The following is a 22,335-nucleotide window of genomic DNA, read 5'->3' as shown; positions in this document are numbered from 1 at the left end:
CGCCTACTTCCGAGTAACTTCCGGGCTCTCCGGCCGGACCCTGTACTCCCGCACCACGGACACCAGCAGCACCAGAGCCGTCGCCCCGCCCGACCACAGCACCTGCGGGCGGGTGGAGCTGTCCGTCAGCATCAGCAGCAGTACGCCGAACAGCCCGAGCAGCGTCAGCCAGGTCAGATACGGGAAGCACCACATCCGCAGCGTCAGCGCCGCCGGCGCCTCGCGCTCGATCCGGGCGCGCAGCCGCAGCTGCGAGGCGGCGATCATGGCCCAGACGAACAGCAGCACCGCGCCGACCGAGTTGAGCATGTAGAGGAAGACCGTGTCCGGCCACAGCAGATTGAGCAGGACGGACACGAAGCCGAAGGCGACGGACGCCAGCACCGCGCGCCGCGGCACACCACCGCCCGTACCTCCACCGCCCGTGCCTCCACCGCCCGTACTTTTACCACCCGTACTTTTACCGCTTGCCGTATTGCCGCCGCCCGACACCTTGAGCAGCCCGCGCTGCGCCTCGCCGCGCTCGGCCAGCGAGAAGATCATCCGCGAGGACCCGTACAGATTGGCGTTCAGCGCGGAGAGGAGCGCCACGAACACCACGATGTTCATGATCTGCGCCGCCGACGGCACCCCGATCGCGTCGAGCACCTTCACATACGGGCTGAGCCCGGCCCGCTGCGCGGTCCACGGCAGCACGGTCACGATCACCAGCATCGAGCCGACGTAGAAGAAGAGGATGCGCACCACCGCGCTGCGCACCGCGCGCCCGACCGCCCGCGCCGGATCGTCCGTCTCGGCCGCCGCGATGGTCACGACCTCCAGACCGCCGAAGGCGAAGACCACGGTCAGCACGCCGGAGACCACCCCGTCCCAGCCGTGCGGCAGGAAGCCGCCCTGCCCGGTGAGGTTGGTCATCCCGACCGGATCGGTGTCCGGGAGCAGCCCGAAGACCGCCAGCAGGCCCAGCACCAGGAACAGCACGATGGCGCCGACCTTGAGGGCGGCGAACCAGAACTCGAACTCGCCGAAGTTCTTCACGGCGGTCAGGTTGGCCACGGTGAACACCACCATGAACACCAGCACCCAGGCCCACGGTTCCACGCCCGGCACCCAGCCGTGGGCGATCTGCGCGGCGGCCGTCGCCTCCACGGCGAGGACCACCACCAGCAGGAACCAGTAGAGCCACCCGGCACTGAAACCGGCCCAGCGGCCGAGCGCCCGTTCCGCGTGCACGGAGAACGAACCGGACGCGGGCATGGCGGCCGACATCTCGCCGAGCATCCGCATCACCAGCATCGCGAGCGCCCCCGCGATGAGGTACGAGACGACGATGGCCGGGCCCGCCACCGCGATCCCGGCGCCGGAACCGACGAACAGCCCGGCCCCGATCACCCCGCCCAGGCCGAGCATCGTCAGATGCCGCTGCTTCAGACCGTGGGAGAGCGGCTCGGCGGGTACGGGGGAGTGCGTGGGGGGAGGCACTTCGCGCATGGGTGCGGGTCACTCTCGGATCGGTCAGACCGACCCGGTCGGTCTTATGGGGAACCTACAGTCTCACGCCGCACGACCCCGCCCGGCGAAAGGAGCCCGCTCCGCCCCTGCCTCAGTGACGAGTCTCACGCCGACGGATGATTGTGTGCCGGTCTTTGTGCGATTCCCACCACGCGCTCGCACGCCGCTTTGTGGGCGGCTGACGGTGATCGAGCGTTAACCGGTGGGCTAACGTCAACTGCAGTCTGTCTCCACCCTGCTGTTCCACCCCGGCTGTGCCACCCCGGCGTTCCCACGCCGGTGTTCCCGCCCCGGTGTCCTCAGCACGCGTGCACCCACCGTGCTCGCGTCCACCCGGCCTGCACCCACTGCCTGCCCTCACCCGCGGAGTCCCGATGAGCACTGCTGTCGCCCCCGTCCGTTCCGGAGCGGTCCTCGCCGACCTGCTGCCCGCAGCCCGGCACCGCTACGCCGTCGACACGGCCCTGGTCGTGGGCGGCGCCGCCCTCACCGGCATCGCGGCCCAGATCGCCGTCCCGGTCCCCGGCTCCCCGGTCCCCGTCACCGGCCAGACCTTCGCGGCGCTCCTCATCGGCACCGCTCTCGGCGCCCGCCGCGGCTTCCTCTCGCTCGCCCTGTACGCGCTCGTCGGCATGGCCGGCATGCCGTGGTTCTCCGAGGGCACCTCCGGTCCGGGCGGCGCCTCGTTCGGCTATGTGCTCGGCATGCTGCTCGCCGCCACCGTGGTCGGCGGCCTCGCCCGGCGGGGCGGCGACCGCTCCGTGCTGCGCACGGCAGGCACGATGGCGGTCGGCTCGCTGATCATCTACGCGGTCGGCGTGCCGTACCTCGCGCTCTCCACCGGGATGTCGATGAGCGCCGCCGTCGCGGCGGGCCTGGTGCCGTTCCTGATCGGCGACGCCCTCAAGGCGGCGCTGGCCATGGGCGCGCTGCCCGCGTCCTGGAAGCTCATCGGGCGTCGCGGCTGACGCCCCGGGCCGCTTCGGCGGCCCCCGCGGGAGGCTCGCCGGTCGTACGGGGAAACCCGGCCGGCGAGCCTTTCGTGTGTCCGGGAGCCGTCCGTCGCCCGTCGGCGGTCACCGCGGCGGTCACCGGGTCCTTCACCACGTGGTCACGCGGCGAAGGACCCGGTGACCGCCGTCAGCCGTCGGATCACCTGTCGGCCGGCGCCTTCGCGGCCCTGTGCCCGCGCCGGTCCCGTACCAGCGAGATCGCCACCACCAGCGCCGCGACCAGCAGGGAGAGCAGCACCTGCTCGCGTCCGGTGTCGTCGGTCAGCATGTAGACGAGGACGAAGGAGATCATCGCGATCGTCGCCCAGGTCAGATACGGGAACAGCCACATCCGTACGACGAGCTTCTCCGGGGACTCGCGCAGGATGATCCCGCGCATCCGCAGCTGGGTGAAGCAGATGACCAGCCAGACGAACAGGGCGACGGCGCCCGAGGAGTTCAGCAGGAACTGGAAGACGCTGTCGGGCCACTGGTAGTTGAAGAACACCGCCACGAAGCCGAACACCACGGAGGACAGGATCGCCGTCTGCGGCACCCCGCGCTTGTTCACCCGGGCGAAGGCCTTCGGCGCGTCCCTCCGGCCGCCGAGGGAGAACGCCATCCGGGAGGCGGTGTAGAGGCCGGAGTTCAGACAGGACAGCACGGCCGTCAGCACGATGACGTCCATGACCTGGCCGGCGTGCGGGATGCCGATGGAGTTGAGGGCGGCGACGTACGAACCCTCCTCGACGATCGACGGGTCGTTCCACGGCAGCAGGGTCAGCACGACGAGGATCGAGCCGAGGTAGAAGACCGCGATCCGCCAGATCACGCTGTTGGTCGCCTTGGACACGGCCCTCTGCGGGTCCTCGGACTCACCGGCCGCCAGGGTCACGATCTCGCTGCCCATGAACGAGAAGACGACCATCAGCACACCGGTGAGGACGGCGCCGGGCCCCTCGGGGAAGAACCCTCCGCTGTCGGTGAGATGCGCGAGGCCCGACCCCGGGTTGTCCGACCCCGGCAGCAGGCCGAAGACGGCGAGCAGACCGACGACCACGAAGGCGCCGATCGCCACGACCTTGATCCCGGCGAACCAGAACTCGAACTCGCCGTACGAACCGACCGAGACCAGGTTCGTCGCGGTGAGCACGAGCATCACGATCAGTGCCCAGGCCCACTGCGGCACACCGGGGATCCAGCTCTCCAGGATCTTGGCACCGGCCGTCGCCTCGACGGCGAGCACCACGACCCAGAAGAACCAGTACAGCCAGCCGATCGAGAAGCCGGCCCAGCGGCCCAGCGCCTGGTCGGCATAGGCGGAGAACGAGCCGGAGCTCGGCCGGGCGACGGCCATCTCGCCCAGCATCCGCATCACGAAGACGACCATCAGGCCGACCAGCGCGTACGAGAGGAGGATGGCCGGACCCGCGGCGGCGATGCCCGCGCCGGAGCCCACGAACAGGCCCGCGCCGATCACCCCGCCGATCGCGATCATCGAGAGATGGCGGTTCTTCAGACCGGCCTGGAGCCCGTCGGGGGATTCCGGCTTCTCCGGCTCACCGGGCTTCTGGCCCGACTTCGCCGTCGTCGTCTGCGACGTCATGGAACGGATCCTTACGTTTGCGGTCACGCGGGTCGGCTCCCGCTCCGCACGGTGTGCGGAGGCGAGGCCACGCATTCAAGCCCGGGACCTGCCCAAAGCGGAACCCCTGATTCCGGATCGTTGACCGGATCGTTGCCCGTGTGTTCCTGCCCACACCGGCGACCTGGAGGGGTCCCGACCCCGCTGACGGTTACCCCGCGATGTTCGTGCCACACTTCGGACCATGCGCGTGTACCTCGGATCGGACCATGCCGGTTACGAACTCAAGAACCACCTCGTCGAATGGCTCAAGGCACACGGCCACGAGGCCGTCGACTGCGGGCCCCACATCTATGACGCCCAGGACGACTACCCGCCGTTCTGCCTGCGTGCCGCCGAGAAGACGGCCGCGGACCCGGACAGCCTGGGCATCGTGATCGGCGGCTCCGGCAACGGCGAGCAGATCGCCGCCAACAAGGTCAAGGGCGTCCGTGCCGCACTGGCCTGGAGCGAGCAGACCGCCGCGCTCGGCCGTGAGCACAACAACGCCAATGTCGTCGCCATCGGCGGCCGGATGCACACGGTGGAGGAGTCGACCAAGTTCGTCGAGATCTTCCTCAGCACCCCGTACTCGAACGAGGAGCGTCACACGCGCCGCATCGAGATGCTGTCGGCGTACGAGAGCACGGGCGAACTCCCCCCGATCCCGGCCCACCACCCGCAGCAGGGCTGACCAGGCCCGCGCCGCCCCACCACGTCACCGTGCCGCCGGGTCCGCCCGGCGGCACGGTCGTTCCACGACCACCGACGACACGACCGTCGACGACACGACCGTCGACGACACGACCGTCGACGACACGACCACCGACGAGACACGACCGTCGACGTCACGCCACCGACGTCACGCACCGCACAGCACCGAACCGCACCGCATCGCACAGGGAGCCGACCGTGCCCGAGGGACACACGATCCACCGTCTCGCCGCGGACCACCGGGACAGATTCGCCGGGCGGCCGGTGCGGGTGAGCAGCCCGCAGGGCAAGTTCTCCGACAGCGCCGCGCTGCTGGACGGGCACGCGCTGGACGCGGTGGACGCCCATGGCAAGCACCTCTTCCTCGGCTTCGGGGACACCGGCTGGGTCCACATCCACCTCGGGCTGTTCGGCAAGCTCGGCTTCGGTACGGCCCCGGCCCCGCCGCCCACCGACACCGTGCGGCTGCGCCTGGTCAACGAGGACCACCACGCCGATCTGCGCGGGCCCACCACCTGCGCCCTGATCACCGAGCCCGAGAAGCGCGCGATACACGACCGCCTCGGCCCGGACCCGCTGCGCACCGACGAGGACGGCGAGCGGGCCTGGCAGCGGATCTCCCGCAGCCGGATCACCGTCGCGGCCCTCCTGATGGACCAGAAGGTCGTCGCGGGCGTCGGCAATGTGTACCGCGCCGAGGTCCTGTTCCGGCACGGCATCGACCCGTACCGCCCCGGCAGGGACCTCACCCGCGAGGAGTGGGACGCGATCTGGGCCGACCTCGCGATGCTGATGCGGGAGGGCGTACGGAACAACCGGATCGACACGGTCCGCCCCGAGCACCTGCCCGAGGCGATGGGCCGCGCGCCCCGGGTGGACGACCACGGCGGTGAGGTCTACGTGTACCGCCGCACGCACCAGCCCTGCCACATCTGCCACACCGAGATCCGCACGGCCCCGCTGGCGGCCCGCAACCTCTTCTGGTGCCCGGTCTGCCAGCCGGCCGACTGAGGCGGTACGGAACCACCGCAAGCCGCCGGCCCCGTACCGCCCGGACGAGAGCCCGCCCGGACGAGAGCCCGCCCGGACGAGCCGCCCGACGGCTCGGAACCGACGGCTCAGAACCCGTGCGGCAGCCACGGCTCCACGTCCCAGGAGAACGCCGCCCCGGCCTCCGCCAGCGCCCCCGGCCGCAGCTCCCGCACCCGCCCGGCCGCCGCCAGCGAGGCCAGCGACACCCCGCCCAGATAGGCCGACCCCAACTCCCGTACCGAGAGCTCCAGGTCGGCCCCGTCCTCCGTCCGCCGGCACGTGGCCCCGCCCTCGCTGTCCGCGGTGAGGCGCCAACGCCCCGCGTTCCAGGGGCAGAACGCGTCCTCGACCTCCAGCACCACGTCCACCGGCGTCCGGTAGGTCCGCGCCTCCAGGGCCGCGCCCACCTCCACCAGCCGGACGTACAGCCCGTCCAGCACGTGTACGTCGCAGCGCCGGACATCGTCGACGAGGTGCAGGAGCGCGTCGTCCGCGGGCCGGTTGTGGCACTCGACCCTCGTCATCAGGTCGATGTCGAAGAGGAACTGCCACAGCGAGGCGTACGAGGCGGGGTCGAGCGCCCCCAGATCCCGCAGCGTCACCGTGCCGCGGGGCCCGGTCGCGCCCCAGTCGGGCTTGGTGCGGAAGGTGGCGTACCCGACGACCTCGCCGTCCCGCTCCGCCAGTACGCACTGCAACGGCGAGGCGCCCGACCGCTCCCGCTCGGGGTCGACCACCGCCGTACGGTCCCAGTTCGGCCTGCGCACGGGAGTCCCCGGGCGCCCCGGCGCCAGCCGCGCGTACACCGCCTCGCAGGCGGCCAGGGCCTCCACCGGATCCGCGTACCGCAGCCGGACCCCGTCCGAACCGGCCGGCCGGGCGAGCCGCACGTGGGAGGTCTCGATGTCCAGACGCATCTCCCGGGCGGCGGCCCCGTAGCCGAAGCGCCCGTAGATCGCGGGTTCCGAAGCCGTCAGCACGGCCAGCGGCTCACCCCAGGAACGGACGTCGTCGAGCTGGCGCCGCATCATCCCGGTGAGCGCTCCGCGTCTGCGGTGCGTCGCGGCGACGCTCACCATCGTGACCCCGGCGGCCGGGACGGCCGCCCCGCCCGGAACGGTCAGCCGGAAGCTGTACGCCCCCGTCGTCCCCACACAGTCGGCGCCGTCCCACAGCCCGAGGAACCGCTCGTACTCGGCGAGGGAGAGCCAGAGTTCCCGGGACTCCGGCGCGGAGGGCACGGCGCCGAAGCCACGCTCCAGACAGCTGAACCAGCCGTCCCATTCGGAAGGTCGCAGTACCCGGAGTTCTGTTGTCATATGCCATCCCTACCAGGGGCGCGACGGGTGGGCGACCCGATTTCGAACGCATTGTCACCGGGGTCCCCCTGCACCGGAGGCGGCCGGGTGGATAAAGTCCCCGCAATGGCCCGTCGCGGAGAAGTGGACGCGTACCTGGCCCGGTGGCGGAAGTCCGCGCACCGGGCCCGCGTCGCGCTGCGCAAATCCGGGGTCGACTACTTCCGGGGCGACGGCTCCGACTGGATCGCCCTCGCCGGCCTGCTGCTGACGATTCCGGCGATCACCTGCGCCACGGTGCTGAACCCCGTGTGGTTCGCCCCCGCCGCGCTCGTCCTGCCGATCGTCGCGGGCGGACTGCTGCTGCGGCCCGCCAGCCTGCTGGGCCTGTACGCCACGGCGGCCGCCGCCCTGATCGTGGAGGCCCTCACGCTCGGCCCGTACGAGGACGGCCCGTCCCGGGTCACCCCGGGCACCGTCCTGGTGGTCGCGGCGTGCGGGTTCTTCGGGCTGGTCCTCGCGCAGTTCCGGGCCCGGGTCGGGGTGCCGTGGCGGCGCGGCGGCACGATGCTCTTCGACCTGCGCGAACGCATCCGGGTCCAGAGCGCCCTGCCCCGGCTGCCGCAGGGCTGGCACCGCGAGATGGCGCTGCGCCCGGCGGGCGGCCAGTCCTTCTCCGGTGACTTCGTCGTCGCGGCGCGCACCAACGGCGGCCGCACCCTGGAGGCCGTACTCACCGATGTCTCCGGCAAGGGCATGGACGCGGGCTCCCGGGCCCTGCTGCTGTCCGGCGCCTTCGGCGGGCTCCTCGGCTCGCTGCCGCCGCACGCCTTCCTCCCCGCGGCCAACGGCTATCTGCTGCGCCAGGACTGGGACGAGGGGTTCGCGACCTCGATCCATCTGGTGCTGGATCTGGAGTCCGGCGACTACGAGATCCTCTCGGCCGGCCATCCGCCCGCCCTCCAGCTGCACGCGGGCAGCGGCCACTGGGAGGAGAAGGCCGCCGAGGGGCCCCTGCTCGGGGTGTACGACGGGGCGGAGTTCGACGCGGTGAAGGGCTCGCTGGCCCCCGGAGACGTACTGATGCTGTTCACCGACGGGCTGGTGGAGGCGTCCGACCGGGACATCGCCGAGGGCATCGACCGGCTGACCGGTGAGGCAGACCGCTATGTCACCACCGGCTTCGAGGGTGCCGCCTGGCATCTGATCGAGGCCTGCGCGAAGGACGTCAACGACGACCGCGCGCTGCTCCTGCTGTCCCGCCGCGCCTGATCCCCGCGCCGCAGGCCCGTGCGGGCCTGTCCGTGAACCGTACGCAAAACCGGGTATACCGCACGGGCGTCAACGCGGGGCGCCCCGTCACCGGAAGGTGCGCAATTGGGGCGCCCCACACGTTCGTCTCAGGCGGTGACCGGAACCTTGCCCGGATTCGGACCCCCGTTCCCGTCATTGCCGCCGCCTCCGGCGCCGTCCGCGTCTCCGCCGCCGCCCCGGCTCCCGGTCCGCCCGCCGGGCAGAATCCGGGCCAGCCAGTGCGAGCGTCCGGCGGCGAGCGGGGCGAGGACGGCGAGGACGAGCACATAGCCCGCGATGAACGGGGAGAGCCGTTCGTCCAGACCGGCGCCCGCCGCCATCGTGGCCAGGATCAGGGCGAACTCGCCCCGGGCCAGCAGCGTGGTGGAGATGTTCGCCGTGGCCTGCGCACCGAAGGAGTACACCTTGGCGGCGGCGAGCCCCGCGAACACGTTCATCGCCACGGTCACCGCGACAGCCGCGAGCACCGGCCACACCACGCTCGGCAGGTCGCCCGGGTTGATGGAGAGTCCGAAGGCGAAGAAGAAGATCGCCCCGAAGGCGTCCCGCAGCGGATGGACCAGCTTGAGGATGCGGCCGCCCGAGGTCGTGCTGCCGAGCATCAGGCCGACCATGAACGCGCCGATGGCGTCGGCCACACCGAACCACTCGGAGACCCCGGCGACGAAGACCGCGGCACCGAGGAAGGAGATGACGAGGAGTTCGTCGTCCTTGGTGTTGATCAGCTTGGAGACGACCTTGGTGCCGAAGCGGGCGGCCAGGGCGAGGAGCAGCAGGAAGCCGAAGGCCTTGCCGCCGTCGACGACCGCGGCCGAGAGGCTGTCCGCACCGGACAGGATCGGCTGGAGCGCCGCCAGGTACAGGGCGAGGAAGACATCCTCGACGACGATGATGCCGAGGATCGGCCTGGTCTCCGGATTGCCGACGCGTCCCAGGTCGACGAGGACCTTGGTGACGATGGCGGAGGACGAGATGCCGAGCACCCCGGCGAGGACCAGCGCCTCGGAGGTGCCCCAGCCCAGCGCGAATCCGAAGCCGAGTCCCGCGCCCACGTTCAGGGCGAGATAGGCGCCGCCGGCGAGCGCCATCTTGCGCCCGCCCGCTTTGAGGTCGTCGAGGTGGAACTCAAGTCCCAGATAGAAGAGCAGCAGCACGAGGCCGAGTGCGGAGAGCATCTCCAGCTCGTGCGGGTCGGCGACGAGAACGATGCCGGGGGTGTGCGGGCCGAGCAGAATCCCGGCCAGGATGAACAGGGGAATCGTCGGCAGGCCGATGCGGCCGCCGACACGGGCGAGGACGGCGGCGGCCAGGAAGGCGCCGCCCATGGCTATGAGCGTGTCTGCGTGTCCGATGAGCTTGGTCCTTCGTTAGGTCAAGGGCGCGTCAAGAATGCGTCAGTAATTAGTTTACCGAACGATTGACGTCGCAACTATGCCCCGTCGTATCCGCCGGGGGTGGGGCAATCCCCACCCCCGGTCCACCGGCAGCCGCCATGGCCGGTGACACCCCGTGATCCGTACGTTCGAGGTATCGATTCGGACATGGCTACGGAAGGACACACACCATGGGGCTGCGACGCACGAAGCGCATCGCGCAGGGCTCACGGGAGGCCGGGAGCTCGCGGGACGCGCGGAGCTCGCAGGCCGCACGAGGCCCGCAGGACGACCGTGGGGCGTACGGGGAGCGCGGGGAGTACGGGGAGTACGGGGAGCGCGGGGCGTACGGGGAGCACGCCCGTTCCGACGCGGCCGTCGAACTGCGCGGCGTCCGGCGGCAGTACGGGCGGGGCTCGGGCACCGTCCACGCCCTGCGCGGCATCGACCTCACGCTCCCGCGCGGCAGCTTCACCGCCGTGATGGGCCCCTCCGGCTCCGGGAAGTCGACCTTCCTCCAGTGCGCGGCCGGACTCGACCGCCCCACCGAGGGATCCGTACGCCTCGGCGGCACCGAGATCACCGGCATGAGCGAGAACAAGCTCACCGAACTGCGCCGCAGCCGCCTCGGCTTCGTCTTCCAGGCCTTCAACCTGCTGCCGTCCCTGACGGTCGAACAGAACATCGTGCTGCCCATGCGCCTCGACGGACGGCGCACCGGTTCCGCCGCGGCCCGCCGCAGCGCCGCCGACATGCTCACCCGCGTCGGCCTCGGCGACAAGGGCAACCGCCGCCCCGGCCAGCTCTCCGGCGGCCAGCAGCAGCGCGTCGCCATCGCCCGCGCCCTGGTCACCCGGCCCGACGTGGTCTTCGCCGACGAGCCGACCGGCGCCCTCGACACCACCACCGCCGCCGAGATCCTCGCCCTGCTCCGGCACGCCGTGGACAGCCTCGGCGCGACCGTCGTCATGGTCACCCACGACCCGGCGGCCGCCGCCTGGGCCGACCGCGTGCTCTTCCTCGCCGACGGAGAGATCGCGGACAGCCTGCCGCACGCCACCGCCGAGCGGATCGCGGCCCGGATGACCGCCCTCACGGCCCCCGCCCACGCGCACGCACACGCCGGAGCGGCGGCCTGATGTTCACCCCGCACCTCCCGAACGGCCTGGCCCGCGCGGCCGTCCGCTTCCGGCCTTCCTCGTTCGCCGGGACCTTCGTCGCGCTCCTGATGGCCGCCGCGATCGTCTCCGCGTGCGGCATCCTGCTCCAGACCGGCCTCACCGCCTCGGTCCCCGCCGACCGCTACGCCAAGGCCCCCGTCCTCGTCGCCGCCGACCAGCAGGCCCGCATGACGTCCGGCAGCGGCGAGGAGGCCTACGAGGCGACCGCAGCGCTCCCGGACACCGCACGACTGCCCGCGTCCCTCGTGAAGAAGGCCGCGGCGGCCCCCGGAGCGGCCGCCGCGATCGGCGACCTCACCTTCCCGGTGCACCAGGACCGCACCCCCCTCACCGCCCACGGCTGGGGGTCCACCGCGTTCACCGGTACGGAACTGGTCACCGGCGACGCGCCGGAGAGCGGCGAGGCCGTCATCGGCACCGGCATCGAGGGCCGGGTCGGCGACACCGTCACCCTGGACACCCCGGCCGGCGCACGCGAGTTCCGCGTCTCGGGCACCACCGGCACCGCCGCCACCCTCTGGTTCGCCGACCGGCAGGCCGGCGCCCTCTCCGGCCACCCCGGCACGGTCGACGCCATCGCCGTACTCGCCGCCCCCGGCACCACCCCCGACGCCCTCGCCGACGAGGTCGGCCGGGCCGTCGGCGGCGCGCACTCCGCGAAGGTCCACACCGGCGACGACCGGGGCGGCGTCGAGGACCCCGGCCTCGCGGGCGCCGAGGAACTGCTCGTCGGACTCGGCGGCTCCTTCGGCGGCGTCGCCACCATGGTCGCCGTCTTCACCGCCGCCGGTACGGTCGCCCTCTCCGTCGGTCAGCGCAGCCGCGAATTCGCCCTGCTGCGCGCCATCGGAGCCACCCCGCGTCAGCTGCGCCGCACGATCGCCACCGAATCCCTCCTCGTCGCCCCGCTCGCCGGAGCCCTCGGCACCCTGCCCGGAATCGCCCTGGCGAACTGGTGGTTCGGCCGGCTGAAGGACAAGGGCGCCATCCCCGACGCCGTACGGCTCGACATCGGCCCACTGCCCCTGGGCATCGCCGTCGCCGCCACGGTGCTCACCGCGCTGCTCGCCGGCTACCTCGCCGCCCGCCGCCCGGCGAAGATCAAGCCGGGCCTGGCCCTGGCCCGGAGCGCCGTGGAGGGCGCCCCGTTCGGCTGGATCCGTACGCCCCTGGGCATCCTCTCCCTCATCGGCGGGGGCGTCCTCGCGGGTGTCGCCGCCTCCCGGACCGGCGCCGACGCCGCCAACGCCGCGCTCGGCGTCGTCATGCTCTTCATGCTGGCCGTAGCCCTGCTCGGCCCGCTGATCGCCCGGGTCTGCGCGGGCGTCCTCGGCCTCCCGCTGCGCGCCGCGGGTGCCTCCGGGGAACTGGCCGCCGCCAACTCCCGTGCGAACGCCCGCCGGCTGGCCTCCGCGATCACCCCGATCGTGCTCGCCATGGCCTTCTCCTCGACCCTCGTCTTCATGCACACCAGCGAGAACCGGGCCGTCGAGCACCAGCAGCGCGACGGCATCACCGCCGACCACATCGTCTCCGCCCCGGCGGGACTCGCCTCCGACGCCACCGGGCGAGCCGCCGCGACCCCCGGAGTCTCCACCGCGGTCGGCCTGCTCCGCACCTCCGTCGTGGTGCCCAGCGGAAGCGGTGGCGACCGATGGCTGGCCACCGCGTCCGTCCAGGGAGTCATCGGCTCGCCCGCCGACCTGGCCGAGGTCCAGGACCTCGACATCCGTACGGGGACGCTCGCCGCCCTCCGCCCCGGCACGGTCGCCATCGACACCACCCTGGCGGACTCCGCGAACGTCGCCACCGGCGACCGGCTCGCACTGCGCCTCCCGGACGGTACGAAGGCGTCCCCGAAGGTCGTCGCCGTCTACGGCCGGGGCCTGGGCATCTCGCTCGTCACCCTGCCCGCGGCCGACCTCGGGGGCCATGTCACCTCGCCGTACGCCTCCGACGTCCTGGTCCGCGCCACCCCGGAGGCGGCGGACGCGCTCACCGCGCTGGGCACCGTCACCGACCACTCCGGCTACGCCGCCGCGCAGAACCAGCAGCGGGAGCTGAACGCCTGGGCCAACACCACCATGGCCGCCGTCCTCGGCGGATTCGCCGCGATCGCGGCCGTCAACACCCTGGTCATGACGGTCCTCGCCCGCCGCCGCGAGCTCACCGTGCTCCGCCTCGTCGGCTCCACCCGGCGCCAGGTCATGGACATGATCCGCTGGGAGGCCCTGCTGGTCACCGGCGCCGGGATCGTCCTCGGTACGGGCATCGCCCTGGCCACACTCGTCCCGATGATGAAGGGCCTGACGGGCGAGGCACCGTACATCCCGCCGATGCTGTACGGCTCGTTCGCCGCGGCGACCGTGCTCCTGGGGCTCGGGGCCTCCACCATCCCGGCCCGCGCGGCCCTGCGCTGAGACGCTGCCGGGCCGTACAGTCGGGGCCGTGCCCACCCCACAGCTGACCCTGGCCGAGATCGAGGCGATCGCCCGCACGGCCCACGCGACCCAGCGGGACAAGGCGGGGCGCCCGTACACCGAACACCTCGCGGCGGTCGCCGAGGGGGTACGGATCCGGGGCGGCAGCGACGAACAGATCGCCGCGGCCTGGCTGCACGACGCGATCGAGGACGACGCGCTCTCCGCGGGCTGGCTGGCCGGGGCGGCACTGCCGCAACCGGTCAAGGACATGGTCCTCGCCGTCACCAAACGGACCGGCGAGGACCTGTCCGCGTACACCGGACGGATCCTCGCCACCCCGGGCGCCCTGCTCGTCAAGGAGGCGGATCTGGCCCACAACGCCGACCCGGCCCGCCTCGCGGTCCTGGAACCGGCGACCCGTACCCGGCTGACAGCGAAATATGCGCAGGTACGCGGCCTGTTGGGTCTCACCGGGCCGGAATCGCCCGCCGACCGTCAGGATCAAGCCAACCCGGCGACGCACTGACGGAAGCGCCACCGCCGCACCCGCACGCCGTACCCGCAACCCGTACCCGCAACCGCGTGGGCCCGGCCGGAAACCCGGCCGGGCCCACGTGATCGCGCGACGACCGGCGCCTCAGCGCCCGGCGGCGTCCCGGCGGAACGCCCAGTCCATGTCCGGCTCCGTCGCGAAACGCAGCGCGCGCCGTACCGGCGGAGTGCACAGGAGCGTCACAGCGGCGGCGGCGACGAGGGAGACGACGACCAGCCCGGCCGGCCCGGCGAGCCACTCCTGCCGGTCGAACAGCCCCGCGTACCCGGCACCCTTGATCAGGAAGCCGTGCAGCAGATAGCCGCAGATGGTGCCGGCGCCCAGCACCGTGAACCACATGCGGCGGCGCGGCACCCAGGCCAGGAACCCGGCGGTCAGCACCAGCGCGCACCCGAACATCGCCAGGGACATCACCGCCCCCGACCACCACGGAGCGCCCAGCTCCTGCGCGCTGCTGCTGCGGTAGAACCAGCCGAGCTGCATACGCGGGGCGGCCCAGTAGGCGAAGAGCAGGGCCCCCGCGAACAGCGGCAGGGACAGCAGCCGCACCTCGCGGCGGCGGATCGTCTCGAAGTGCTCGGGCTTCATGACCAGACCGAGCACGAAGAACGGCAGGAACTGCAGAACCCTCTGGAGATCGAGGTCGTCGCCGATGTCCGGCGACACCGAGGCGAGCACGGCGATCGTCAGCGCGACGGGCAGCGGGTGCCGCAGCGCGCGCCAGATCGGCGTGGTGATCCGCCAGACGAAGAGGGCGACCAGGAACCAGGTCAGGAACAGCGGATCGAGCAGGCTGACCGCTTCGTCGGCCGAGCCGCCCGCGTACCGCTTGAACAGCGCGTACGCGGTCTCGAACAGCACGTACGGAACGGCGACCCCGGTGACCAGGCGTTTCACCTTGGCGGGGGTCATGTCGAAGGAGCGGGAGAAGTAGCCGGAGATGAGGATGAAGGCCGGCATGTGGAACGTGTAGACGACGAGGTAGAGCGCCCGGGTGGCACGGCTGTCGTCCATCACCGGTTCCCAGGCGTGCGCCACGGCGACCAGCACGATGGCCAGATACTTCACATTGTCGAAGTAGGGGTCACGTTTCTTCGAGGGTGCGGCGGACGACGCCGACGTGGACGAGGGGGTGACCGAGGGCGTGACCGGAACCGCTGTGGGGGAGGTCCGGACGGCTGTCATGGTCTGTTCGTGTCGGGGCTCCGACTCCCGGGTCGCTGGGGGGAGCGGGGCCCTCTTGAATGCGCTCGGAGCTTGGAACATCTAAGGCACCTTAGACCCGTTGATTGGCGTTCGTAAAACGACCACGAGATATCACGTGTTCCCGCCCATTCGAAAGTGAAACTACCAAAAACCGACCGTTATGACACGACTGATCCCGCTTAAATAGGGCATATCGCCGGGCAGTTGAGGTCAGTGAATTACGTCGCACTTGGCGTCGGCAAAAGCCTGTGAACGAAGTGTGGGGATACGGAAACGATCACTGTGATTCATATTCGGCCCCGTGTCCCCGGTGGTGGATTCACAGTTCGCCCACAGCGCCCGTACAGATTTCGGTGAATCCCCGGCGGTACCGCCCGTGCCGGGATCCGGAACCGGTCCCCGGATCCGCCCCGGATCCGCCCCGGACCCCGCCGAGTTCACCCGGTCCGGCTCCGAGGATGGCGGGATCCGGTCAGGTCGGTTCATCAGGCGGCAGCAACCACAGGGGAGTTGGTGGCACGATGGACGCGACGGGGCGCGCTCTGGTGCACGCTTCCGGGCCGGCAAGGCGGACCGACCGAGGGTGTGATCAGACGTGGCTATTTCACTGTCTATGGTGCTGCTGTTCGCGGTCATCCTGGTGGTGCTGATCCGTGGAGGATCGATCAAGGCCGGGCCCGCGATCGTGGCAGTGCTGTTCGGCTTCTTCCTGGCGTCGACCGGCATGGCGCCGTCGATCAACAGGTTCATGAACTCGATAGCGGACACCATCAACCAGATCAGCTTCTGACCGCGCGCCCCCGCCCGGCATCCCCGGGCGGGCGTGGCGCGTGATCCGCGGCACGCGAGCGCATGCATGCAAAAGGCCCGGTCCGACGAGGTTGTCGTCGGACCGGGCCCAGGCATGGAGCGGGCGACGGGAATCGAACCCGCGTAGCTAGTTTGGAAGACTAGGGCTCTACCATTGAGCTACGCCCGCAAGCGCCGCACCGGAGGTCGTTGCGACCTCGGCACGAAGAGCATCGTAGCGGGTCCGTGACCCGCTCCGCACACCCGTTGTCCTCCGGCTGTTGTTCCGGCCCCGCGAGGGCCGGGTCCGGGCCGGGTGCCCGGTCGCCGGGGAAAGCGGCGGATGCACCGCCCTTCTGCATGTACCCTACGTGTCGCACCGACGGGGTGTGGCGCAGCTTGGTAGCGCGTCCGCTTTGGGAGCGGAAGGTCGTCGGTTCGAATCCGGCCACCCCGACCACCGGCAAGATCGCATTGTGGGAGTCATCCCCCTTGCCGTTACTATGCAAAATGCGTGCCCGTGTGTCTGATGTACCGGGCTCGGTCCGCGAAGCCGCCTCTCGGCGGCCCAGCAGAACCCCAAGAAGTCAGCCACCAAGGAGACCGAACCGTGAAGAGCGCCGTGGAGACCCTGAACCCGACCCGGGTTCGGCTCAGCATTGAGGTGCCCTTCGAGGAGCTCAAGGACAGCCTCGACGCGGCGTACAAGAAGATCAACCAGCAGGTCACGGTGAAGGGCTTCCGCAAGGGCAAGATCCCGGCCCGGGTCATCGACCAGCGGTTCGGCCGTGGTGCGGTGCTGGAGGAGGCCGTCAACGACGCCCTCCCGAAGTTCTACACCGAGGCCGTCAACGAGGGTGAGCTGAACGTCCTCGGCCAGCCCGAGGTCGACATCACCGAGCTGAAGGACGGCGAGCTGCTGGCCTTCACCGCCGAGGTTGACGTACGCCCCGAGATCGAGATCCCGGACTACTCCGGCATCGAGGTCACCGTGGACGCCCTCGAAGTCACCGATGAGGACGTCGAGAAGGCCGTGGAGCAGCTCCGCGAGCGCTTCGCCTCCACCAACCCGGTCGAGCGCGCCGCCGCCGAGGGCGACGTCGTGACGATCGACCTGGAGGCCAAGGTCGACGGAGAGGTCCTGGAGGACGGCGTGGCCGCCGGTGTCTCGTACACCATCGGTTCCGGCGAGCTCCTCGACGGCATCGACGAGGCCGTGACCGGCCTGGAGGCCGGTGGCGAGGCCACCTTCACCTCCGAGCTGAAGGGCGGCTCCGCCGAGGGCAAGGAAGCGGAGGTCACCGTCAAGGTCACCGCCGTCGCCGCCCGTGAGCTTCCCGAGCTGGACGACGACTTCGCCCAGATGGCGAGCGAGTTCGACACGCTCGACGAGCTCAAGGCGGACAGCCGCAAGCGCCTGGAGAACACCAAGCAGTACGACCAGGCCACCCAGGCCCAGGAGCGCGTCCTGGACGAGCTGCTGAAGCTCGCCGAGGTCCCGATCCCCGAGAAGCTCCTCGCGGACGAGGTCCAGACCCGCAAGCACAACCTGGAGCACCACCAGCTCGGCCAGATGGGTCTCGACCTGGAGAAGTACCTGGAGATCCAGGGCAAGACGCTCGAAGAGTTCGAGGCCGAGACCGCCGAGCAGGCGATCAAGGGCATCAAGACCCAGTTCATCCTGGACGAGCTCGTCAACAAGGAGAAGCTGAACGTCAACCAGGAGGAGCTCACCGAGCACCTCATGCGGCGTGCGGCCTCCTCCGGCATGAGCCCCGACCAGTTCGCCCAGGCCGTCGTCGAGGGCGGCCAGGTGCCGATGCTCGTCGGCGAGGTCGCCCGCGGCAAGGCGCTCGCCGTGGTCGTCGAGGCCGCCAAGGTCACCGACACCAACGGTGAGATCGTCGACCTCGAGGACGAGGAGGCCGAGGAGAGCACCGAGGCCGCCGCCGAGGAGAGCACCGAGGCCGCCGCCGAGGAGAGCACCGAGGCCGCCGCCGAGGCGCAGTCCGCGGAGAAGACCGAGGCCTGAGTCCCGCGCTGATCGGCACCGGCCGATCGGCACGGAACGGTTCGTACGACGGGCCCCGGACGCGATGCGTCCGGGGCCCGTCGCCGTACCGGGTCCGAGGGCCGCCGTCGTATCGCCGTGCGACCACCGGAACCCTTGTGCCCACTGCGGAGCTTGCGCTCCCAGCGAACAGTTGGGGAAGCGGGATGGCGTTGTCCTACCTGCGCGTTAGGGTCCATGAATAGGAAGGGTGGGGGAGTCCCCGCCCACCCGGTACGAAGACGCTGAGACGGCCGGAGCCGTCAGAGACGAGCAGGTGGATACGTGACGAATCTGATGCCCTACGCCGCCGGAGAGCCGTCCCTCGGTGGAGGCCTCGGTGACCAGGTCTACAGCCGACTGCTCGGCGAGCGCATCATCTTCCTCGGTCAGCAGGTCGACGATGACATCGCCAACAAGATCACCGCACAGCTTCTCCTCCTTGCCGCCGACCCGGACAAGGACATCTACCTCTACATCAACAGCCCCGGCGGCTCGGTGACGGCAGGCATGGCGGTCTACGACACCATGCAGTACATCCCGAACGACGTGGTCACGATCGGTATGGGCATGGCGGCCTCGATGGGCCAGTTCCTGCTCACCGGCGGCTCCACGGGCAAGCGCTTCGCGCTCCCGAACACCGACATCCTCATGCACCAGGGTTCGGCCGGCATCGGCGGTACCGCCTCGGACATCAAGATCCAGGCCGAGTACCTGCTCCGCACGAAGAAGCGGATGGCGGAGATCACCGCCCACCACTCCGGCCAGACCGTGGAGACGATCATCCGCGACGGCGACCGCGACCGCTGGTACACCGCGGAGGAGGCCAAGGAGTACGGCCTCATCGACGAGATCATCACGTTCGCGTCGGGCATCCCGGGCGGCGGCGGCACCGGTGCCTGATCCGGTCTCCACCGGACCGGCAGCACCCACCGCGCACCTCTCGTACGCCGAGACCCCCAGCCCACAGAACGCCACCAGGATGGTGAACACCCACATGAACAACTTCCCCGGCGCCTCCGCGAGCGGCCTCTACACCGGCCCGCAGGTGGACAACCGTTACGTCGTCCCGCGCTTCGTGGAGCGCACCTCGCAGGGTGTGCGTGAGTACGACCCGTACGCGAAGCTCTTCGAGGAGCGCGTGATCTTCCTCGGCGTCCAGATCGACGACGCCTCGGCCAACGACGTCATGGCGCAGCTGCTGTGCCTGGAGTCGATGGACCCGGACCGCGACATCTCGATCTACATCAACAGCCCCGGCGGCTCGTTCACCGCGCTCACCGCGATCTACGACACGATGCAGTTCGTGAAGCCGGACATCCAGACGGTCTGCATGGGCCAGGCGGCCTCCGCCGCCGCCGTCCTGCTCGCCGCGGGCACGCCGGGCAAGCGCATGGCGCTCCCGCACGCCCGGGTGCTCATCCACCAGCCGTCCTCGCAGACCGGCCGCGAGCAGCTCTCCGACCTGGAGATCGCCGCCAACGAGATCCTGCGGATGCGTACGCAGCTGGAGGAGATGCTGGCCAAGCACTCCACCACCCCGCTGGAGAAGATCAGCGAGGACATCGAGCGCGACAAGATCCTGACCGCCGAGGACGCCCTCGCGTACGGTCTGGTGGACCAGATCGTCTCCACCCGTAAGACCACGGCCGGCGCAGCCGTCTGACGTCGGTCTTTCCCCTTGGCACAGTCCGATCGCACGGCCCGGACCGTGTGAACCGTGCCAAGGGGGGCCCGAACGGGGGGCCAGGCAAGGTACCGTCGGATAGAGGCACCAGGAGTCGCTGAACCAGGCGTCTCCCAGGCGAAGGGGAAGCACCTCGTGGCACGCATCGGTGATGGCGGCGACCTGCTCAAGTGCTCGTTCTGCGGAAAGAGCCAGAAGCAGGTGAAGAAGCTCATCGCGGGACCCGGTGTGTACATCTGCGACGAGTGCATCGATCTCTGCAACGAGATCATTGAGGAGGAGCTCGCCGAGACCTCCGAGGTGCGTTGGGAAGAGCTTCCCAAGCCTCGGGAGATCTACGAGTTCCTCGAGGGGTACGTCGTCGGGCAGGAGCCCGCGAAGAAGGCCCTCTCGGTCGCGGTGTACAACCACTACAAACGGGTCCAGGCCGGGGAGAACGGCGGCGGCGCGAATCGCGAGGACGCGATCGAGCTCGCCAAGTCCAACATCCTGCTGCTGGGCCCCACCGGCTCCGGCAAGACACTCCTCGCGCAGACGCTGGCCCGCATGCTCAACGTCCCGTTCGCCATCGCCGACGCGACGGCGCTGACGGAGGCCGGCTATGTCGGCGAGGACGTCGAGAACATCCTGCTCAAGCTGATCCAGGCGGCCGACTACGACGTCAAGAAGGCCGAGACCGGGATCATCTACATCGACGAGATCGACAAGGTCGCCCGCAAGAGCGAGAACCCGTCGATCACCCGCGACGTCTCGGGCGAGGGCGTCCAGCAGGCCCTGTTGAAGATCCTGGAGGGCACCACCGCCTCCGTGCCGCCGCAGGGCGGACGCAAGCACCCGCACCAGGAGTTCATCCAGATCGACACGACGAACGTGCTGTTCATCGTGGGCGGCGCCTTCTCCGGTCTGGAGAAGATCATCGAGTCGCGGGCCGGCGCCAAGGGCATCGGCTTCGGCGCGACGATCCGTTCCAAGCTGGAGATCCAGGCGAGCGACCAGTTCCAGGAGGTCATGCCGGAGGACCTGGTGAAGTTCGGGATGATCCCCGAGTTCATCGGCCGCCTCCCGGTGCTGACCTCGGTGCACAACCTGGACCGCGAAGCACTGCTCCAGATCCTGGTCGAGCCGCGCAACGCCCTGGTGAAGCAGTACCAAAGGCTGTTCGAACTCGACGGTGTGGAGCTGGACTTCGAGCGCGAGGCCCTGGAGGCCATCGCCGACCAGGCGATCCTGCGCCAGACGGGCGCGCGCGGTCTGCGCGCCATCATGGAGGAAGTCCTCCAGTCCGTGATGTACGAGGTCCCGTCCCGCAAGGACGTCGCCCGCGTCGTCATCACCCCGGACGTCGTCCGCAACAACGTGAACCCCACGCTGGTCCCGCGCGAGCCGCGCACGATCGGCAAGAACGACGGCGGCGGCCGCCACGAGAAGTCCGCGTAGCGGCAGAGCAGTACGACGTACGCCGAAGGGGCGCCCGGCCGGTCAACCGGCGGGCGCCCCTTCGCTGTTGCTCGGACCAGGTATATGGGCGTCAGATCTTGGTGCGCGAGGCGTTGTAGAGCTTGGCGGCGAGAGCGGCCGTCTCCTCCTGCGCCACGCCCTTGCCCGTCAGGGCGCCGCCGACGTCGATCGCGACGACGATGCCCACGGTGCTGTAGTCGGACCAGACACAGACCGGCGTGATCATCTCCTTCGGCCCGCCCGCCGCGGTGCCGTCGGCCTTGTCGTTGACCATCTTGAGGTCCTGGCACTTCATCAGCGCGCCCTCGAAACCGGCCGGCTTGACGTTCTTGGCACTGCCGACCAGGGAGACCTTCTGGCCGCCGCTGCTCCTGGACATGTCCTTCTCGGCGTTGTTGAACGCGTTGTCGACGACCTTCGCCGGGTCGGTGACCTCACCCCAGAAGCCCGTGAGCATGAGCATCTTCATGGTGAGCGGGTTCTCCTCGGAGCCGCTCTTGTACGTGGCGCCCGCCTGATTGGCGTTCTTGATGCCCATGGCCTCGGCCTTGGCCTTGTCCGACCCGGTGACGGGGCCGGAGGGCGCCGACTCCGAGCTGTCCTTCTTGTAGTCGTCCACCGCGGCCGCGGGCGTCAGCTTGTAGCCCTTGGTGGAGTCCGCCACATCGCTGTTGCTGGAACCGCCTGAGGTGAGGAAGTACACCCCGCCCGCGATGACCGCCAGTGCCACCACGGCCACGCCGATGACCAGGCCGGTCTTCTTCTTCGGCTGGGCCGGGGGGAACGGGGGCTGGCCGCCGTAGGCCTGCTGGCCGCCGTAGGGGGGCGCGGGGGGCTGCTGGCCGTACGGGCCCGGCTGCTGGCCCTGCGGGTAGCCGTAGCCCTGCGGGGGCTGCTGCGGGGGAACGCCCTGGGGGGCCTGCTGCGGGTAGCCGTAGCCGGGCTGGTCCTGCGGGGGACCCGGCGGCGGGCCCTGGGGCGGCTGGCCGCCGTACGGTCCGGGCTGCTGTCCGTACGGTCCGGGCTGGCCCTGACCGTAGGGTCCGGGCTGGCCCTGCGGCGGCTGCCCGCCGTACGGGCCCGGCTGGTTGTAGCTCATTGCGCTGTCCCCTCCAGAATGCTTATGCGT

At 70.5% G+C, this 22,335-nt stretch carries 18 protein-coding genes and 2 tRNA genes; 13 read left to right on the top strand and 7 right to left on the bottom strand.

Annotated elements, in window-relative coordinates; all coding sequences use genetic code 11:
* Positions 1-3: 3 nt before the first annotated feature.
* Positions 4-1,491 (bottom strand): amino acid permease, encoded by a 1,488-nt coding sequence (locus OHA98_RS31940; protein ID WP_266930666.1) that lies wholly within the window; start codon positions 1,489-1,491, stop codon positions 4-6.
* Between the two features lie 395 nt (positions 1,492-1,886).
* Here OHA98_RS31940 and OHA98_RS31935 point away from each other — a divergent pair, with 395 nt between their 5' ends.
* The gene (locus OHA98_RS31935; protein WP_266930664.1) at positions 1,887-2,480 is read left to right on the top strand and encodes a biotin transporter BioY; all 594 of its coding nucleotides are present in this window, start codon (positions 1,887-1,889) and stop codon (positions 2,478-2,480) included.
* Positions 2,481-2,664: 184 nt separating this feature from the next.
* Here OHA98_RS31935 and OHA98_RS31930 read toward each other — a convergent pair whose 3' ends face one another.
* Positions 2,665-4,110 (bottom strand): amino acid permease, encoded by a 1,446-nt coding sequence (locus tag OHA98_RS31930; RefSeq protein WP_266930662.1) that lies wholly within the window; start codon positions 4,108-4,110, stop codon positions 2,665-2,667.
* 223 nt (positions 4,111-4,333) lie between these two features.
* Between OHA98_RS31930 and OHA98_RS31925 the strand changes: the two genes are divergently transcribed.
* Both OHA98_RS31925 and OHA98_RS31920 read left to right on the top strand, forming a co-directional pair.
* A complete protein-coding gene (locus OHA98_RS31925; protein ID WP_266930661.1) occupies positions 4,334-4,822 on the top strand; it encodes a ribose-5-phosphate isomerase in 489 nt (162 codons plus the stop codon).
* 218 nt (positions 4,823-5,040) lie between these two features.
* Entirely contained in the window at positions 5,041-5,853 is an 813-nt protein-coding gene (locus OHA98_RS31920; protein ID WP_266930660.1) for an Fpg/Nei family DNA glycosylase, read from the top strand.
* 107 nt (positions 5,854-5,960) lie between these two features.
* Here OHA98_RS31920 and OHA98_RS31915 read toward each other — a convergent pair whose 3' ends face one another.
* Positions 5,961-7,193: a GNAT family N-acetyltransferase gene (locus OHA98_RS31915; RefSeq protein ID WP_266930659.1), complete on the bottom strand. Its 1,233-nt coding sequence runs from the start codon at positions 7,191-7,193 to the stop codon at positions 5,961-5,963.
* Between the two features lie 105 nt (positions 7,194-7,298).
* Between OHA98_RS31915 and OHA98_RS31910 the strand changes: the two genes are divergently transcribed.
* Positions 7,299-8,444 carry a PP2C family protein-serine/threonine phosphatase gene (locus OHA98_RS31910; protein WP_266930657.1) on the top strand — a complete coding sequence of 382 codons (1,146 nt, stop codon included), beginning with the start codon at positions 7,299-7,301 and terminating at the stop codon, positions 8,442-8,444.
* A 128-nt stretch (positions 8,445-8,572) separates the two neighbouring features.
* Here OHA98_RS31910 and OHA98_RS31905 read toward each other — a convergent pair whose 3' ends face one another.
* Positions 8,573-9,811, bottom strand: a complete 1,239-nt coding sequence (locus tag OHA98_RS31905; RefSeq protein ID WP_266930655.1) for a cation:proton antiporter — start codon at positions 9,809-9,811, stop codon at positions 8,573-8,575.
* Positions 9,812-10,050: 239 nt separating this feature from the next.
* On the opposite strand from OHA98_RS31905, the gene OHA98_RS31900 reads away from it, so the two are divergent.
* The 3 genes from OHA98_RS31900 to OHA98_RS31890 are packed head-to-tail and all read left to right on the top strand — an operon-like array spanning position 10,051 to position 13,989.
* On the top strand, positions 10,051-10,998 hold the full coding sequence (locus OHA98_RS31900) for an ABC transporter ATP-binding protein (RefSeq protein ID WP_266930654.1): 948 nt from the start codon (positions 10,051-10,053) through the stop codon (positions 10,996-10,998).
* Entirely contained in the window at positions 10,998-13,460 is a 2,463-nt protein-coding gene (locus OHA98_RS31895) for an ABC transporter permease (protein WP_266930652.1), read from the top strand. The genes OHA98_RS31900 and OHA98_RS31895 overlap by 1 nt, the downstream gene beginning before the upstream one ends.
* A gap of 28 nt (positions 13,461-13,488) precedes the next feature.
* Positions 13,489-13,989 carry an HD domain-containing protein gene (locus tag OHA98_RS31890; RefSeq protein ID WP_266930650.1) on the top strand — a complete coding sequence of 167 codons (501 nt, stop codon included), beginning with the start codon at positions 13,489-13,491 and terminating at the stop codon, positions 13,987-13,989.
* A gap of 111 nt (positions 13,990-14,100) precedes the next feature.
* Here the strand turns inward: OHA98_RS31890 and OHA98_RS31885 are convergent, their stop codons facing one another.
* Positions 14,101-15,282, bottom strand: coding sequence for an acyltransferase family protein (locus OHA98_RS31885; RefSeq protein ID WP_266930648.1), 1,182 nt, complete (start codon positions 15,280-15,282; stop codon positions 14,101-14,103).
* Between the two features lie 553 nt (positions 15,283-15,835).
* Here OHA98_RS31885 and OHA98_RS31880 point away from each other — a divergent pair.
* The gene (locus OHA98_RS31880) at positions 15,836-16,012 is read left to right on the top strand and encodes a hypothetical protein (protein WP_198953235.1); all 177 of its coding nucleotides are present in this window, start codon (positions 15,836-15,838) and stop codon (positions 16,010-16,012) included.
* Positions 16,013-16,127: 115 nt separating this feature from the next.
* Here OHA98_RS31880 and OHA98_RS31875 read toward each other — a convergent pair.
* Positions 16,128-16,201, bottom strand: a tRNA-Gly gene (locus OHA98_RS31875).
* A 193-nt stretch (positions 16,202-16,394) separates the two neighbouring features.
* On the opposite strand from OHA98_RS31875, the gene OHA98_RS31870 reads away from it, so the two are divergent.
* From OHA98_RS31870 to clpX, 5 genes are all read left to right on the top strand, one after another.
* A tRNA-Pro gene (locus tag OHA98_RS31870) sits at positions 16,395-16,471 on the top strand.
* A 150-nt stretch (positions 16,472-16,621) separates the two neighbouring features.
* Positions 16,622-18,043, top strand: coding sequence for a trigger factor (gene tig / locus OHA98_RS31865; RefSeq protein ID WP_266930645.1), 1,422 nt, complete (start codon positions 16,622-16,624; stop codon positions 18,041-18,043).
* A 315-nt stretch (positions 18,044-18,358) separates the two neighbouring features.
* Entirely contained in the window at positions 18,359-18,964 is a 606-nt protein-coding gene (locus OHA98_RS31860; RefSeq protein WP_073723895.1) for an ATP-dependent Clp protease proteolytic subunit, read from the top strand.
* A 79-nt stretch (positions 18,965-19,043) separates the two neighbouring features.
* Positions 19,044-19,727, top strand: a complete 684-nt coding sequence (locus OHA98_RS31855; protein WP_323179675.1) for an ATP-dependent Clp protease proteolytic subunit — start codon at positions 19,044-19,046, stop codon at positions 19,725-19,727.
* 156 nt (positions 19,728-19,883) lie between these two features.
* On the top strand, positions 19,884-21,185 hold the full coding sequence (gene clpX / locus OHA98_RS31850; protein ID WP_073723175.1) for an ATP-dependent Clp protease ATP-binding subunit ClpX: 1,302 nt from the start codon (positions 19,884-19,886) through the stop codon (positions 21,183-21,185).
* Positions 21,186-21,276: 91 nt separating this feature from the next.
* Here the strand turns inward: clpX and OHA98_RS31845 are convergent, their stop codons facing one another.
* Entirely contained in the window at positions 21,277-22,305 is a 1,029-nt protein-coding gene (locus tag OHA98_RS31845; protein WP_266930643.1) for a hypothetical protein, read from the bottom strand.
* Positions 22,306-22,335 lie beyond the last annotated feature (30 nt).

It is taken from the genome of Streptomyces sp. NBC_00654, from assembly GCF_026341775.1.
Classification (GTDB): domain Bacteria; phylum Actinomycetota; class Actinomycetes; order Streptomycetales; family Streptomycetaceae; genus Streptomyces.
This window is presented reverse-complemented; position numbering and strand designations above follow the sequence as displayed.